Source organism: Lacisediminihabitans profunda, from assembly GCF_008040105.1.
In the GTDB taxonomy this organism is placed as follows: domain Bacteria; phylum Actinomycetota; class Actinomycetes; order Actinomycetales; family Microbacteriaceae; genus Lacisediminihabitans; species Lacisediminihabitans profunda.
On sequence record NZ_VRMG01000004.1, the window covers coordinates 343,269 to 357,618 of the forward strand.

Here is a 14,350-nt window from a genome sequence, read left to right on the forward strand (position 1 = left end):
TATGCGCCTGTATTCGTCGAGATACACTCAACTACTTGACGGATGCCGCCGTCAGCGGGAGCGTCGACTAACGGGAGCGTCGACCTACATCTGCGACAACGCATTGGCGATGTCGGAGCGCCGCCGATTCGAACCGCTATTTGCGATCGCCAGCGAGCTTGGAGAGTCGCGCTGATAGCCACGGGCTTCGCTTCGTTAGGCACCGCATTGACCGACGGAGGTGTTGTTGCAGAGGGGGAAAAACAGCTGTCCGGCGATGGATATATTGAGGATCTGACCGGGCGTCCCGGCACTCAGACTGACTTGCACCGGCGCGCTGACGGCGTAACCATTGGGATCTGAGGAGGCGGTGACATGGCCTGTCGCGACGCCCTGGGCGACCGATGTCAACACGAAGTCGAGGGTGCTCCTGGGCGCGTCCACGATGGAACAACTCGAACAGAGCGACAGGTCCACATAATTCATATGACCCGTGCCGGATGCGTCGATCACGAGTGACCCCATGTGTGTCTCCCAAGTCCCAGCGAAAGCCGCGCCGATGTTCGCCCCGGCCGTCGAAGACGGCGTGGGTGCCGGTGTGCCAGCAGCTGAGGAAACGCTCCCGAAGGCCAGCGCTACCACCGTCTGCGTGACATGGACTGTTGGCGACCACGTCTTGGCGTCCCCGCTGCTAAAAAAGGTCGACTCACCGTTCGTGCTGCCGCCGGTTGTCATGTCAACGGCTGCCGCGAGCCATTTGCCGTTGCCGTAGGCCACGCCGCCAACAGCAGTGTCGGCCGGCACGATCGGGTCGCCGACAGCCCAGGACCGACCGTCCTTGCTCACAGCCACGACGACGCGGTCACCGACCGAGTTCGCCTGGCTGTCAGCCCATGTGTCATCAGCGAGTGTCCATTGCCCCGCCCCGTACGCGATCTGTCCTAACGTCCACCCGCTGATGGTCCCCCCGCTGATGGTCCCCCCGTTTGCCCAATTGATGCCATCGCTACTGGTGTACGTCGTGAGGCCGCTGGTGTTCATCGCGGGGCTGCCCACGGCAATCCATTGACCGTCCCCATAGGCCACCGACCCCAGAGAGCCGGTGAATACCGAATTGCTGACGCTGGATGAGGCAACCTGATCCCAGTGCACCCCGTCAGCGCTCCCCCACACAACGGCGGCCGGGATGCCCGGGCTCGATGCCAGTGCGCCCACGGCGGTCCAGCGGCCGTTACCATAGGCGACAGCGGAAATGGGGTCGGGCACTGTCGCCGCCAGGTTCCATGCGTGCAGGTCCGTGCTCTCCAGCAGGGTGGAGCCTGAAAGGCTGCCAACCTCGGCGATCCATGTTCCGTTCCCCCAAGCCAGGACCGGGACGCCATCGCCATGGGACGGTATGACACCTGCGGGGTTCCAGAGGCGGCCGTCGCTACTGGTAACGATCGTGGTCTGCTGCTCGTTGGCGTTCTCGGCGGCGACCCACAGTCCCGCTCCGGCTTCGGTGGATTGTTCGTACGTTCGACCGGTCCCCACATCCACCAGGGTCAGCGTGGATGCCGGCCGCCCGGGCCGAACCGCGGTCACGCCCGCCGGTGCGTAACCAGGCCACACCGTGCCCCGGATGGTGGCCGTGGACAGTGTGATGAGCGTAGGTGGCGTGAGCGGGTTCCCGCAGTTGCACTTCACCCGCGGCGTGCCGGTCGAATCGACCATCACGGCGGTGCCGGCCTGGAGCACCGACAGCTCAGAGAAGGCCACACCACCCCGAAAACCATGGTTCTCCACTAGCGTGTCGCTCGTCAACAACACCGGCGTCAGCTTCGTGACATAGGACGCGATGTCTTTGACTGCGATGCCCAGAACGCCGGCCCACGCCACGGCCTTCACGTGATGCTGGGCCAGGAAAGCGACCAGTTTCTGAGGGTCACACACGTGCTGGTCGCCGCTGCCGCCGTACAGCCCAGGAGCGGTCCCCGTGGCTACGAGCATGTGGGCCCTCTGATCGGACGGCAACGTCTTGCGCAACGCGTTGTTTTCGGCGAGCGTATTGGCCGCAACATTCACCGCGGGACCGGTTGCGACCGAATCCGTGAATGGGTTGGGACCCGGGGATGACGCCGGCACCAACGTCACCGGGGCCACGGCCTGCGACCCGACAACCACGATCACCGCCGCCGAAACCGCGATGACCGCGACACAGACCGTGATTACAACAGCCCAGCGACTCGACATCCAGCGTCTCATAGTGAACACCGTGACCGACTGGAGGTCGGACCGCCGGACGACCAGGCGGTGGCGGGCAACAACACTCCCCCCGCGGCGGCGATTACGACGAACCGTGGAGCACTCATGACCCACCTCGGCTATCTTCGGGTGACGCGACATCGAGCAGGTGGGGCCGAGTGTAGACCTCCCCCAGACGCGGGCGAAAGAGGCAAAGCCGACCGTGGCCATCGTGGCGGTTGACGGTCGGAAATTCGTCAGTTCCAGACGGGCGCGGATGTCATTTTCAACCCGCTATCGGTGCTGGCGGGTGCCATCAGCGTTTTAGTTGCATGGACCGGCGTCGCGGTACGCGCTGCCGTCTACGCGGTTGTCGTGAACCGTATCGGACGTGACGGCCACAATTCGATATTGCGTAGTTATTACGTAGAGCCCTCGGACCTAGAAAACCCCCGGAATCTCAATGATTCCGGGGGTTTCTTTTGTGAGCGATACTGGGATCGAACCAGCGACCTCTTCCGTGTCAGGGAAGCGCGCTACCGCTGCGCCAATCGCTCAAGCTTCTTTTCTATTCTATCTCGTGCGGTCTATCTCCGAGGTGGCGACGGGATTTGAACCCGTGTGGACGGCTTTGCAGGCCGCTGCCTCGCCTCTCGGCCACGCCACCATGTGTGGTTCCCCATACTGCCCTAATATTCAGCCACCATGGAACTTCACTCGAGCGGATGACGAGATTCGAACTCGCGACCCTCACCTTGGCAAGGTGATGCGCTACCACTGCGCCACATCCGCACTTGCACGCATTCCTGCGTGCTTGGAAGACTCTATCTGATGCTGCGGGAGAGAGCCAATCCAGATTGGTGCGTGTCGCCCAACCGAGGTCATTTCGGCCACATTCCGGGGTTGCCGGCGGTCGTGTTTCTGAACAGGGCCGCGGATATGGCAGGATTGTCCACGGCGGGCGATTGGCGCAGTTGGTAGCGCGCTTCCTTCACACGGAAGAGGTCATCGGTTCGAGTCCGGTATCGCCCACATCACAGCCCGCGCAGTGCGGCCACCATCGCTTGCTCAGGCCGGCTCGACCTCCGGGCCGCCGAACTGGGTGAACACGACGGGCGAGTAGATGCCCGGCAGACCGTTCGCGGCGAGCAACTCTTCGTGCATGGACACCGGTTCGGCCTCGAAGAGCGGCCAGGGCGGATGCCGGTGGCCGTCACGAGCGTCCGGCGGCAGCGCCGTACAAGGAGCCGCCAACATGCGCCCAGGACCCGCCCAGACTAGGCCTGGCGGTCGCCGGCCCGGCCTCTCAGGGGTTCGGTGGGCCGCGACCGTCCGATCCGGCGGAGAGTGGCCCAGAGGATCGCGCAGACGGCGAATGACCAGACCGCTGCGGCGATCACCGCCAGCGCCTGCCCCATCAACACCTCGGGCTGGCCGGTGTAGATGAAGCTGACGTCGGTGGCGAGCCCTCCGATCAGCACGAGGCCGATCCCCGCGCCCACGCTCACGGTCGGCAGGAGGCTGGCGGACCCGCGCCGCGGAAGCAGCAGGCACACCGCCCCGCTCAGCGCGCCCACCAGCACTCCGATGGCCGGTTCGAGGTTCGCGCACGCGGGAGTCGCGGCCGCGAGCCCGCCGATCAGGCCCGTCACGACGCCCAGCGGGGTGTTCGCGCGATCCCGCACCCTCTCGACCAGGGCGCCCGCGAGGGCCCCGGCCAGCGGCATCAGCACCGCATTGAGCACGATGAGTGAGGTGTGCGAGTCGATGGCAAGCTCGAGTGCGACGAGCCAGCCCAACCACGCGGCCCACATCGCTAGCGTCGGCCAGAGCACCCGCCCCCACGATTCGACCGGAGCAACGACCCACACCTGTGACCGCCGCTCGATCCACAGCACGGCTCCCCCGCCGCTACCGGCCGCCACGAGCGCCGGCAGGGCCGCCCCGATGTCGATGAAACCGAGGCCGGTGCCGAAGGGATCGAACCAGGTGCCGAACACCGTTGCGAGCGCCGGAAGTGCCACGAAGGCTGTCGCGAGGGCGCCGAAGACCAGCACGGGCAGGCGGCGGCCCGGAGCGCGGACCGGCGAGGTAACGACCACGGCGAAGAATGCGCAGAGTGCCGCGATCGGGGCGATGAACAGCGGGGCGAACCCGGGCGGTCTCAGGGCGACGAGCACGAGCCCCATGGCGGCGCCGACCGCCGCGATCGCGGCGAGAGCCGACCAGGCGCCGCGAGAACTCCGGCCGGCGAGCCGGTTCTGCACGAGCGTGAAGAACGATGCGGACGCGAGAACGGCGGCAGCACCGAGCACGCTCAGCCACACGCTGGTCGCGGTCATGGCATCCTCCCGCGGCCGGCCCCCTGGATCGTCACCGGGCCAGTCTCACACGGCCCGTGACACAGCGAGGGGTGCCGCCCCGAAAGGACGGCACCCCGCGTGCTGTGATTCTGTGGGTCAGACCGTTTCGAGCGCGTAGCCCTCTTCGCCGTGCACGATGGTGTCGACTCCGGCGACCTCATCCTCGTTGGTGATGCGGAAGCCCATCGTCTTCTGGATGATCCAGCCGATCGCGTAGGCCAGCACGAAGGAGTAGATCAGGATGCCGAATCCGGCGAGGGCCTGCACCCCGAGCTGCTTCAAGCTGCCCGTGTCGATCAGGCCGATTCCGCTTCCGAAGATGCCGATGTAGAGCGTGCCGAGCAGACCGCCGACGAGGTGGATACCCACGACGTCGAGCGAGTCATCGAACCCGAGCTTGAACTTGAGGTCGATCGCGAAGGCACACACCGCACCGGCGAGCAGTCCGAGAACGATTGCCCAACCCGGGGTCAGGATGTTGCAGGCCGGGGTGATGGCGACGAGACCGGCGACGGCTCCCGACGCGGCACCGATCGAGGTCGGCTTGCCGTCCTTGATCTTCTCCACGATGAGCCAGCCGAGGATGGCGGCGGCGGGGGCCGCGAGGGTGTTGATCCAGGCGATGGCGGCGACACCGTCGACAGCGGCCTCGGAGCCGGCGTTGAATCCGAACCAGCCGAACCAGAGCAGCGCGGCGCCGAGGAGGGTGAGGGGCACGTTGTGCGGCTTGGACAGGCCCTTCTTGAAGCCGACGCGCTTGCCGAGCACGAGCGCCAGGGCAAGACCAGCCGCGCCGGCGTTGATGTGAACGGCGGTGCCACCGGCGAAGTCATTCACGCCGAGGATGTGGGGCGCCCAGCCGTCCGTGAGGTTGAAGACCCAGTAGGCGACCGGGAAGTACACGACGGTCGCCCAGACACCGGCGAACACCATCCACGCACCGAACTTCGCGCGGTCGGCGATCGCGCCGGAGATGAGGGCCACGGTGATGATGGCGAAGGTGGCCTGGAAGCCGGCGAAGGCGAGACCGTTGAGGTCGGCCGACATGGCGCCGCCCTTGCCGATTCCGACGAGCTTGCCGAGACCGAACAGGCCAGAGGGGTTTCCGAGCCAGCCGGAGATGAGCGGCGGCCCGAAGGAAAGACCGTAGCCGTAGAGCACCCAGAGCACTCCGATGAGGCCCATGGCGCCGAAGCTCATCATCATCATGCTGATGACGCTCTTGGCCCGCACCATGCCGCCGTAGAAGAAGGCGACACCGGGGGTCATGACCAGGACGAGGGCGGCGGCCACGAGGAGCCACAGCGAATTCAAGTTGAGTGTGATGCCGTCAGTAGTGGCATTCGTTAGGACCGACAATGCGACCATGGGTTGGGGTTGCCTCTCTCTATTTCACAGGGCTCCCGTCGGCGTCTGCTCTCGATCGGTTCAACGGGCCGCCGATCCGATCCGCCTCGGGATGGGGCTAGTTTGGTGGGCCGACATTTCCGAAGCACTGTCACCGTGTTTCACCCCTGTTACGCCCGTGGCGTGAATGTAAACATCGTGTTTCGCCATTCCGTGGATCCGCCTCACGAGCGAGTCCGGGGCGGCGGGGCGACCGCCGTAGACTCGAATGCGTCGACCGGAGGCCAGTGAAAATCCTGAGAAGTGAGCGCTATGCGGCCTTCCTGCTCCTCGGCGCTGCAATTCTCGGAGTGATTCTGGCGAACACCGCCTGGGGACCCGCGCTTCAGAACGCCAAGGACTTTCCCCTCGACATCCCCTGGCTGGGACTCCACCTCACGGCCGGGGACTGGGTCAAAGACGGATTGCTCGCCGTCTTCTTCTTCATCGCCGCGATCGAACTGCGCCACGAACTCGCGCACGGCGAGCTCGACAGCGCACGGAAGGCCCTCGTCCCCACCGTCGCGGCGGTCGGCGGCGTGATCGTGCCGGCCATCATCTTCCTGATCGTGGTGCGCGACCCGGCGCTGTCCGTCGGCTGGCCGATTCCCACCGCGACCGACATCGCCTTCGCCCTCGGGGCGCTCGCCCTCGTCGGCCGCGCACTTCCTTCCCGGGTGCGCGCCCTGTTGCTCGCACTCGCCGTGATCGACGACCTGATCGCGATCATCATCATCGCGGCCTTCTTCACCAGCGACCTGCAGCCAATTCCCCTGCTCGTGGCCGTTCCGGTCGTGCTGCTCTTCGGCTGGCTGAGCGGCCGGGCGCGCTCCGCACCGATCGTCGCGCTGCTCATCGTGCTCGGGATCACCACATGGGTGCTCGTGCACCTGTCGGGCATCCACGCGACGATCGCCGGCGTCGCCCTGGGACTCATCATGGCGGGGAAGAGCGCTGGCAAGACCCGTCACGCCCTCGAACCGGTGAGCAACGGCTTCATCCTGCCGGTCTTCGCGTTTGCGGCGGCGTTCGTCGCGCTGCCTGCGGTGGGCATCGCCGACCTGAGCCCCGTGTTCTGGGCGATCGTCATCGCCCTGCCTGTCGGCAAGCTCATCGGCATCACCGGCGGGGCGGTGATCGCCACTGCCATTGCCGGCCGCGGAGGCCCGAAGGGCATCCCGCTCGGAGACATCGTGGCGGTGGCCGGCCTCGGGGGAATCGGATTTACCGTCTCCCTGCTCATGAACGAACTCGCCTATGCCCACGACCACGAGATCGCCGTGCAGGGCACCCTGGCGGTGCTGGTCGCCTCGGTGATCGCGGCCGTGATCGGCGTCTCGCTCACGGCGGCGCGCTCCCGCCACTACCGCTCGGGGCGCGCCAAGGCCTGACCCCGTTCGCAAGGTGTGCTGCCCAGGCAGGTTGGTTGGGTGTGACGACTCGCTTCAGTCGGTGAACGTGAGCGAGGTCCTCCTGTCCCACGCTGATGCTGCTCCGCCGCACGCCGGTCGCCGCGATGCCGGAGGCTGGACCTTCTCGGCCCTCTGGCGTTGCCGCCCGCGTCGGTCGGGCCGTGTTCTGCAGGACGGGTCCCGGTGGTGTGGGTGCCTACCCCACAGACTCCAGTTATGCAGGACAGGTTGTGCAGGACAGCTCGGGCAGGACAGCTTGTGCAAGACAGTTTGTGCAGGACACGGCAGGGGTGTGGCGACCGGAAGGGTCCCGGTCTGCAGGACGCTCCCGTCGGTTCTGCACCTGCCGTCCTCGCTGTCCGCCCGAGGCGTCCTGCACAACCGGTCCTGCCGTCCTGCACCACCCGTCCTGCAGAACTGGAGTCTGGCGGGGCGGGCACCCGTGGACGCCCGAGCCGTCCTGCACAACCCGTGCCAGCGACCGGGGAATGCCGCACAGTGGCGGGGACGCAGGCCCCACACCGCGATCGGAGCCGGCCCACCCATCAGCTGGTTAACCAGCGTCCCTGGGCAATGCAGCTAGATGTGGCCGGCGGTGAGGGCGATGAGTCGTGACGTCGCGCGCAGGTACTTCTTGCGATAGCCGCCGGCCAGCATCTCTTCGGGGAAGATCTCGTCGAGCGGTGTTCCCGTCGCGATGATGCGCACCTGGGCGTCGTAGAGGCGGTCGACAAAGGCGACGAACCGGAGCGCATCCGTCTGGTTGGCGAGTTCGTGAACGTCGGTGAGGGCGATCGCGTCTAGTCCATCGACGAGCTTGAAATAGCGGGAAGGGTGCACCGAGGCGAGGTACCGCACCGCATCGTCGAAACTGTCGACGGTGATCTCGCCCTCCACCGCGGCGATCGCGGCGTCGAGGTCACCCTCGGCCACCGTGGCGGCGTGCCCCTCGAAGTGACGGCGGCGGTAGTCGAGGCCGTCGATGCGGAGGGTGGTGAAGCGGGCGGCGAGGGCATCGATCTCCCGCAGGAAGTCCTGTGCGGCGAACCGGCCCTCGCCGAGGGCATTCGGCGGGGTATTCGATGTCGCGGCGATCCTCGATCCGGATGCCACCAGGTCGGACAGTAGCCGCGACATCAGGCGCGTGTCCCCCGGGTCGTCGAGTTCGAATTCGTCGATGCAGATGATGGAGGCACCCTTGAGCAGGGCCACCGTGGGCGCGTAGCCGAGCGCCCCCACCAGCGCGGTGTATTCGATGAAGGTCCCAAAGTATTTGCGTCCGGGCATGAGGTGCCAGAGGGCGGCAAGGAGGTGGGTCTTGCCCACGCCGAAGCCACCGTCGAGGTAGACCCCCGGGAGCGAGGCCGGTGCGCGGCGACGGGAGAAGAGGCCACCCGATCGTCCGGAATTCGCATGCGCGAAATTGCGGATGGCCGCGACTGCCGCCCCCTGTGACGGAAAGTCGCGGTCGGGCCGGTAGGAGTCGAGCGTGGCCGACTGGAACTGCCGCGGCGGGACGAGTTGCTCGACGATCTCGGTGCCGCTGAGCGTCGGCCGGCGATCCAGCAGACTCTCCGGATTCGACAGGCCGAAGAAATCCTGGTCAGCGCTCACTCGTGCCTCGCCCCTGCCTTGAAGATCCGGTCCCGAAAATGTGTCGAACTCTTACGGGGGGCCACCTGAAGCCTCGCGCAGTGCGTAGATTCGTTACGGGTACTTCTCAACCCTAGCTGCCCGCAAACACGCACACCGTCGCCCGCACGAGGCGTCAACTGGAGGTTCTTCATGACCGTCGAGGTCGATCCATCCCCGAAATTCGCCGAGTACGCCCACCCGGAGCGGCTCGTGAGCACCGAGTGGCTCCAGGCGCGGCTCGGCACCCCCGGCCTCGTCGTCGTCGAATCAGATGAGGACGTGTTGCTCTACGAGACCGGCCACATTCCCGGCTCCGTCAAGATCGACTGGCACACCGACCTCAACGACCCGATCGAACGCGACTACATCAACGGCGAACAATTCGCGAAACTGGTCGGATCGAGGGGCATCGCCCGCGACACGACCGTCGTGATATACGGAGACAAGAACAACTGGTGGGCCGCCTATGCGCTGTGGGTGTTCACCCTGTTCGGCCACGAAGATGTGCGGCTTCTCGACGGCGGCCGCGCCAAGTGGGAGGCGGAGGGCCGCGAATACACGACGGATGCCCCGGCCGTCGCCCCCGTGGACTACCCCGTCGTCGAGCGCGACGACGCGGCCATCCGCGCCTTCAAGGACGACGTGCTCGCGCACTTCGGCCGCCCGCTCATCGACGTGCGATCCGTGGAGGAGTACACCGGGCAGCGCACAACCATGCCGGCCTACCCCGAGGAGGGCGCCCTGCGCGCCGGCCACATCCCCACCGCGCAGAACGTGCCGTGGGCGAAGGCCGTCGCCGAGGACGGCGGCTTCAAGCCGCTGGCGGAGCTCAACTCCATCTATCGGGACGGTGCGGGGCTGCGGGACGGCGATGACGTGATCGCCTACTGCCGCATCGGCGAGCGGTCGAGCCACACCTGGTTCGTGCTCACCCACCTGCTCGGCTTCGAAGGGGTGCGCAACTACGACGGATCCTGGACCGAGTGGGGTTCCGCGGTGCGCGTGCCGATCGTCAAGGGCACGGAGCCGGGAGCGGTACCCGTCGGTCGCTAGTCCTCCCGGTCACGCGGCAGCGGGACAGCGCGGTGGGATACTGGAGAGCCATGACAGAACGCGATCTCCCCGACTCTCTCATCCAGATTCAGGACGACTTCCTCGAACTCGACCAGCGGGACCGCCTCGTGCTGCTGCTGGAGTTCGCCAACGAACTCCCCGAACTCCCGCCGCGTTACGCCGAGCACCCCGACCTGTTCGAGCGGGTGGAGGAGTGCCAGTCGCCCGTCTACATCTTCGTGGAGGTGGACGACGACCGGATCGTGCACCTGTTTGCGACGGCGCCCAAGGAGGCTCCGACCACTCGCGGGTTCGCTTCCATCCTGGCTCAGGGCCTGAGCGGTCTCACCGTCGAGCAGGTGCTCGACGTGCCGGACGACTTCCCGAACACGATCGGGCTCACCGAGGCGGTCAGTCCGCTTCGCATCCGCGGCATGACCGCGATGCTCGGGCGCACCAAGCGACAGATCCGGGAGAAGATCGCCGCGTGATCCTCACGCGCGTCTTCCCCGGGCCGGGCGAACCGATCGACACGGATGCGGAGGATGCGCGGGCGCGCCTCGCCGGGCTGTACGAGCCCGGCGCCGACCGCTGGCTGCGCCTCAACCTCGTGGCGAGCGTCGACGGCAGCGCGGCGGGAGCCGACGGCACCTCGGAGTCCCTGAGCAATCGCGCGGACCGCAAGATTCTCGGCGTGATCCGGCGCCACAGCCAAGTCGTGCTGGTCGGCGCCGCGAGCGTGCGCGCGGAGGGCTACCAGCTCCCGCGCACCGTGCCGCTCGCCGTGCTGACGGGCAGCGGCGACCTCACTGGCCATCGCCTTGAGCCGGAGCTCGCGCCCGATCGACTGATCGTCCTGTGCCCGGCGAGTGCCGAACCCGCCGTTCACGAGTCCCTCGGCGGCATCGCCGCCCGCATCGTCACCATCCCGGACCTCGACGGTCGGCTCGCGGCGACATCCGTCGTCGGCTCGCTGGCCGCCCTCGGCTTCAACCGCATCGTCTGCGAGGGCGGTCCGACCCTCGCCGCCCAGCTTCTCGACGCCGGGCTCGTGGACGAGCTCTGCCTCTCGACGAGCCCGAGGATCGGCGCCGGCCGCCTGCGACTGCTGGGCGACCGCCCGATCGAGGAGAGGCCCCTCGAGCTCAGGCAGTTGCTGGTCGACGACGGCGGCGGGCTCTACGCGCGCTGGTTGCTTCGCGGGAGCTGAATCGCGGTCAGTCGCCGGGAGCCGCCAGCGGCGCAGTTGCCAGCCAGTGCGCGATCGCGGCATTCCACCGCGGCGGGTCGTAGTTCCACAGCTTGGTGTGACGCGCCCCGCTGAACGACTCGAAGGTCACGATGTCGGGCCTCGCCTCGGCGAGGGCTCGAGACGCGGTCGGCGGGACGAACCCGTCGTCCTCGCTGTGCATGAGCAGGATCGGCAGGTCGAGTTCGTCTGACCGTCTAACGAAGTCGAGCCGGCCGATGTCGATCGCGGCACCCTGCCCGGTGAGGCGCCTCGCCCACTCGGCCCCGATGAGAGCGATCACCCCGGACCACACCGGCCCGGGCAACCGCAGAAGCGTGCCCTGGAAGCGGAGGGCCGTCACCCAGTCCACGACCGGAGAGTCGAGCACGAGGCCACGCACGACACCCGTCAGAGCGGACCGGGAGACCGCCTGCAGCACCGTCGCCCCGCCCATCGACCAGCCCATCAGCACGACATCGGTCGCCCCGTGGTCGACGGCGTACTGGATCGCGGCCTCCACGTCACGCCATTCCGTGTCGCCGAGGCCGTAGCGACCGTCGAGGCTCGGCGGCGCCTCTCCATCGTTCCGGTACGAGATGAGCAGCGAGGTGTAGCCGGCGTCGCGGAAGACCGGGATCGCCCGGATCGCCTCCGCACGACGCACCGCGCGCCCGTGCACCTGGATCACCCAGCGCGTGCTCGGCCCGGCGGCCGGAACGAGCCAGGCCGGTGCCGGTCCGAACTCCGTCGCGATGTCGACGTCCTCGAAGGGCACCCCCAGTTCGGCCGGGGTGAGGAAGAACCAGCCGCTGATCCGTCCGCGGGTTGCCTTCGCCAACTCTCCGGAATCGACCGAGATCACTCGGCGGGTGACCGTGTGATCCGACCGGCGGATGATCTCGCCGAGCTTGGCATGTCCGGCTCCGTCAGCGAACCAGAAGCTGTATTCGCCGGGAAGCAGGGCATCCGGCGTGTCACTGAGGGTGATCGTCGCGGCCTCGAGATCCACCGACAGCACCACGACGTCCTCCGGACGACGCCGCGGTGGCGTCACCACCGTGCGGGCGACCACCACCGTGAGCACGCTCGATGCGACGGCACCGAGGCTCACTGCTGCTCCGGCGGCCAGCAGGCTCGCGGTCAACCAAGGGAAGCCCCGGACGGCGTGCCTTCGAGAATCTGCCACAGTCGAACTTTAGTCTTCAGTCGTGCCCGAAAAACCCGCAGGACAATCGGTGCCGGCCGTCTTCACCGCCGCGCTCCACTCTGTTCGCCGCGCCCGGCTGCGCTCCGAGCTCACCCTCACCGAGATCCCCGCGCCCGGCAATCTCGCGCCGTACAGCATCGCGCTCGCGGCGGACGTGACGCCAGCCCGCCACGAGGCAGACTCCGACCTCGGCACTGGCCGGTTCATCCTGCTCTACGACCCGAGCGAGCCCGAGGCGTGGGGCGGCCCCTTCCGCATCGTCTGCTTCGCCCAGGCACCGCTCGAGACCGACATCGGACTCGACCCGTTCCTCGCGGACGTCGCGTGGTCCTGGCTCGTGGACGCGCTCGATGCGAGGGGCGCCAAATACATGGCAGCCGCCGGCACCGCCACCAAGATCCTCTCGACCGGCTACGGCGAGCTCGCCAGCCAGGGCGACGGTGCCCAGATCGAACTCCGGGCCTCCTGGAGCCCACTCGACCACGACATCACCGCACATGTGGAAGGCTGGGGTGAGTTGTTGTGCATGCTGGCGGGCCTCCCGCCGGCCGTCGAAGGAGTCAGTTTGTTAGCGGCGCGTCGAGCTGCACGTGAGTGACACCGAACACGACCCCACCCCACCGGAGGCCGTGGCGGTCGAACAGGCAGCCCATGCACTCGTCTCCGCGATCGAATCGCGGGAGGAGTACCTGCGCGCGGTGGAGACGATCGCGGCCGGTCACGGGCCGATCGCCATCGATGCCGAGCGGGCATCCGGGTTCCGGTACTCGCAGCGCGCGTACCTGATCCAGGTGTTCCGCCGCGGGGCCGGGGTGTTCCTCTTCGACCCGCCGGCCATTGGGGACTTCGCCGAGCTCAACGACGTGATCGCCGACGAGGAGTGGGTGCTGCACGCGGCAAGCCAGGACCTCGCCTGCCTGCGCGAGGTGGGACTCGACCCCACGCACATCTTCGACACCGAACTCGGTGCACGCCTGGCCGGACTGCCCAGGGTGGGACTCGGCACGGTCGTGGACGAGCTGCTCGGCATCCACCTCGCCAAGGAGCACTCGGCGGCCGACTGGTCGACGCGGCCGCTCCCCCAGTCCTGGCTCGTGTACGCCGCTCTCGACGTTGAACTTCTCGTCGATCTGCGGGATGCCATGGCCGGCCTGCTCGATGAGGCGGGCAAGACCGCGATCGCCGCCCAGGAGTTCGCCGCGGTGCTCACCCGGGAGGCCAAGCCGTCCAAGGGCGAGGGCTGGCGTCGACTCTCCGGACTGCACACCGTGCGGGGCCCGCGCAACCTCGCCGTCGCCCGGGAACTCTGGGAGGCACGCGACGCGTTCGCCCGGGAGACCGACATCGCCCCCGGACGACTCGTGCCGGACTCGTCGCTGATCGCGGTGGCGAAGGCCATGCCCGAGTCGAAGCAGGCCCTCGCGGCAATGCGGGAATTCAACGGCCGGGCCAGCCGATCCGAACTGTCCCGCTGGTGGGCGGCCATCGAGGCCGGCCGGATCAGCGAGGACCTCCCCGCGCTACGGGTGCCCGGAGAGACGATGCCACCGCCCAGGATCTGGTCGGATCGCAACCCGGAGGCCGACAAGCGACTCAAGACCGCCCGTGCCGCGGTGACCGAGGCGTCGACCGACCTCAGCATCCCCGTCGAGAACCTCCTCACCCCGGAGCTGCTGCGCCGCCTCGCCTGGGCCCCGCCCTCGCCGCTGGACCTCGCCGCCGTGCAGGAGCGGCTCGTGGACCTCGGCGCGCGCCCCTGGCAGATTGACGCAATCGCACAGGTAGTTCTCGATGCCTTTGTCGAAGCCAACCAAACTCCGCTCCAGACTGACGAATCGGATTCGTAGGAACAAGCAAACGA

At 67.5% G+C, this 14,350-nt stretch carries 12 protein-coding genes and 4 tRNA genes; 7 read left to right on the forward strand and 9 right to left on the reverse strand.

Annotated elements, in window-relative coordinates; genetic code table 11:
* Window positions 1-195: 195 nt before the first annotated feature.
* The 4 genes from FVP33_RS04190 to FVP33_RS04205 all read right to left on the reverse strand — a co-directional run bounded on the left by FVP33_RS04190 (window position 196) and on the right by FVP33_RS04205 (window position 2,994).
* On the reverse strand, window positions 196-2,211 hold the full coding sequence (locus FVP33_RS04190; protein WP_147782371.1) for a DUF6777 domain-containing protein: 2,016 nt from the start codon (window positions 2,209-2,211) through the stop codon (window positions 196-198).
* Window positions 2,212-2,687: 476 nt separating this feature from the next.
* Window positions 2,688-2,759 (reverse strand) — tRNA-Val (locus tag FVP33_RS04195).
* Between the two features lie 39 nt (window positions 2,760-2,798).
* Window positions 2,799-2,869: transfer RNA gene (locus tag FVP33_RS04200), tRNA-Cys, on the reverse strand.
* A gap of 53 nt (window positions 2,870-2,922) precedes the next feature.
* A tRNA-Gly gene (locus FVP33_RS04205) sits at window positions 2,923-2,994 on the reverse strand.
* Window positions 2,995-3,161: 167 nt separating this feature from the next.
* Here FVP33_RS04205 and FVP33_RS04210 point away from each other — a divergent pair.
* Window positions 3,162-3,234: transfer RNA gene (locus FVP33_RS04210), tRNA-Val, on the forward strand.
* A gap of 36 nt (window positions 3,235-3,270) precedes the next feature.
* Here FVP33_RS04210 and FVP33_RS04215 read toward each other — a convergent pair.
* The 3 genes from FVP33_RS04215 to FVP33_RS04225 all read right to left on the reverse strand — a co-directional run bounded on the left by FVP33_RS04215 (window position 3,271) and on the right by FVP33_RS04225 (window position 5,933).
* Window positions 3,271-3,459, reverse strand: a complete 189-nt coding sequence (locus FVP33_RS04215; RefSeq protein WP_147782372.1) for a hypothetical protein — start codon at window positions 3,457-3,459, stop codon at window positions 3,271-3,273.
* Between the two features lie 20 nt (window positions 3,460-3,479).
* Window positions 3,480-4,544, reverse strand: a complete 1,065-nt coding sequence (locus tag FVP33_RS04220; protein WP_147782373.1) for an ammonium transporter family protein — start codon at window positions 4,542-4,544, stop codon at window positions 3,480-3,482.
* Window positions 4,545-4,661: 117 nt separating this feature from the next.
* The gene (locus tag FVP33_RS04225) at window positions 4,662-5,933 is read right to left on the reverse strand and encodes an ammonium transporter (RefSeq protein ID WP_147782374.1); all 1,272 of its coding nucleotides are present in this window, start codon (window positions 5,931-5,933) and stop codon (window positions 4,662-4,664) included.
* 266 nt (window positions 5,934-6,199) lie between these two features.
* Between FVP33_RS04225 and FVP33_RS04230 the strand changes: the two genes are divergently transcribed.
* Complete coding sequence (locus FVP33_RS04230) at window positions 6,200-7,342, forward strand: Na+/H+ antiporter NhaA (protein ID WP_147782375.1); 1,143 nt, start codon at window positions 6,200-6,202, stop codon at window positions 7,340-7,342.
* A gap of 600 nt (window positions 7,343-7,942) precedes the next feature.
* On the opposite strand, the gene zapE is transcribed toward FVP33_RS04230, so the two are convergent.
* Entirely contained in the window at window positions 7,943-8,977 is a 1,035-nt protein-coding gene (zapE, locus tag FVP33_RS04235) for a cell division protein ZapE (protein WP_246142163.1), read from the reverse strand.
* A gap of 171 nt (window positions 8,978-9,148) precedes the next feature.
* Between zapE and FVP33_RS04240 the strand changes: the two genes are divergently transcribed.
* From FVP33_RS04240 to FVP33_RS04250, 3 genes are read left to right on the forward strand one after another with little or no spacing between them, the layout of a single operon-like run.
* Window positions 9,149-10,051, forward strand: a complete 903-nt coding sequence (locus FVP33_RS04240; protein WP_147782376.1) for a sulfurtransferase — start codon at window positions 9,149-9,151, stop codon at window positions 10,049-10,051.
* 50 nt (window positions 10,052-10,101) lie between these two features.
* Window positions 10,102-10,542 (forward strand): SufE family protein, encoded by a 441-nt coding sequence (locus FVP33_RS04245; RefSeq protein ID WP_147782377.1) that lies wholly within the window; start codon window positions 10,102-10,104, stop codon window positions 10,540-10,542.
* The gene (locus FVP33_RS04250) at window positions 10,539-11,261 is read left to right on the forward strand and encodes a dihydrofolate reductase family protein (protein WP_147782378.1); all 723 of its coding nucleotides are present in this window, start codon (window positions 10,539-10,541) and stop codon (window positions 11,259-11,261) included. Before FVP33_RS04245 ends, FVP33_RS04250 begins: the two co-directional genes overlap by 4 nt.
* Window positions 11,262-11,268: 7 nt before the next feature.
* Here the strand turns inward: FVP33_RS04250 and FVP33_RS04255 are convergent, their stop codons facing one another.
* Window positions 11,269-12,468, reverse strand: a complete 1,200-nt coding sequence (locus FVP33_RS04255) for an alpha/beta hydrolase family protein (protein ID WP_147782379.1) — start codon at window positions 12,466-12,468, stop codon at window positions 11,269-11,271.
* Between the two features lie 22 nt (window positions 12,469-12,490).
* Here FVP33_RS04255 and FVP33_RS04260 point away from each other — a divergent pair, with 22 nt between their 5' ends.
* Both FVP33_RS04260 and FVP33_RS04265 read left to right on the forward strand, forming a co-directional pair.
* The gene (locus tag FVP33_RS04260) at window positions 12,491-13,087 is read left to right on the forward strand and encodes a DUF3000 domain-containing protein (RefSeq protein WP_147782380.1); all 597 of its coding nucleotides are present in this window, start codon (window positions 12,491-12,493) and stop codon (window positions 13,085-13,087) included.
* Between the two features lie 31 nt (window positions 13,088-13,118).
* Window positions 13,119-14,336: a ribonuclease D gene (locus FVP33_RS04265; RefSeq protein WP_147782467.1), complete on the forward strand. Its 1,218-nt coding sequence runs from the start codon at window positions 13,119-13,121 to the stop codon at window positions 14,334-14,336.
* Window positions 14,337-14,350 lie beyond the last annotated feature (14 nt).

Excerpts from the sequence above, each read along its gene's own strand:
- FVP33_RS04190 (WP_147782371.1), bottom strand. The coding sequence starts at position 2,211 with ATGTCGAGTCGCTGGGCTGTTGTAATCACGGTCTGTGTCGCGGTCATC.
- FVP33_RS04215 (WP_147782372.1), bottom strand. The coding sequence starts at position 3,459 with ATGTTGGCGGCTCCTTGTACGGCGCTGCCGCCGGACGCTCGTGACGGC.
- FVP33_RS04220 (WP_147782373.1), bottom strand. The coding sequence starts at position 4,544 with ATGACCGCGACCAGCGTGTGGCTGAGCGTGCTCGGTGCTGCCGCCGTT.
- FVP33_RS04225 (WP_147782374.1), bottom strand. The coding sequence starts at position 5,933 with ATGGTCGCATTGTCGGTCCTAACGAATGCCACTACTGACGGCATCACA.
- FVP33_RS04240 (WP_147782376.1), top strand. The coding sequence starts at position 9,149 with ATGACCGTCGAGGTCGATCCATCCCCGAAATTCGCCGAGTACGCCCAC.
- FVP33_RS04245 (WP_147782377.1), top strand. The coding sequence starts at position 10,102 with ATGACAGAACGCGATCTCCCCGACTCTCTCATCCAGATTCAGGACGAC.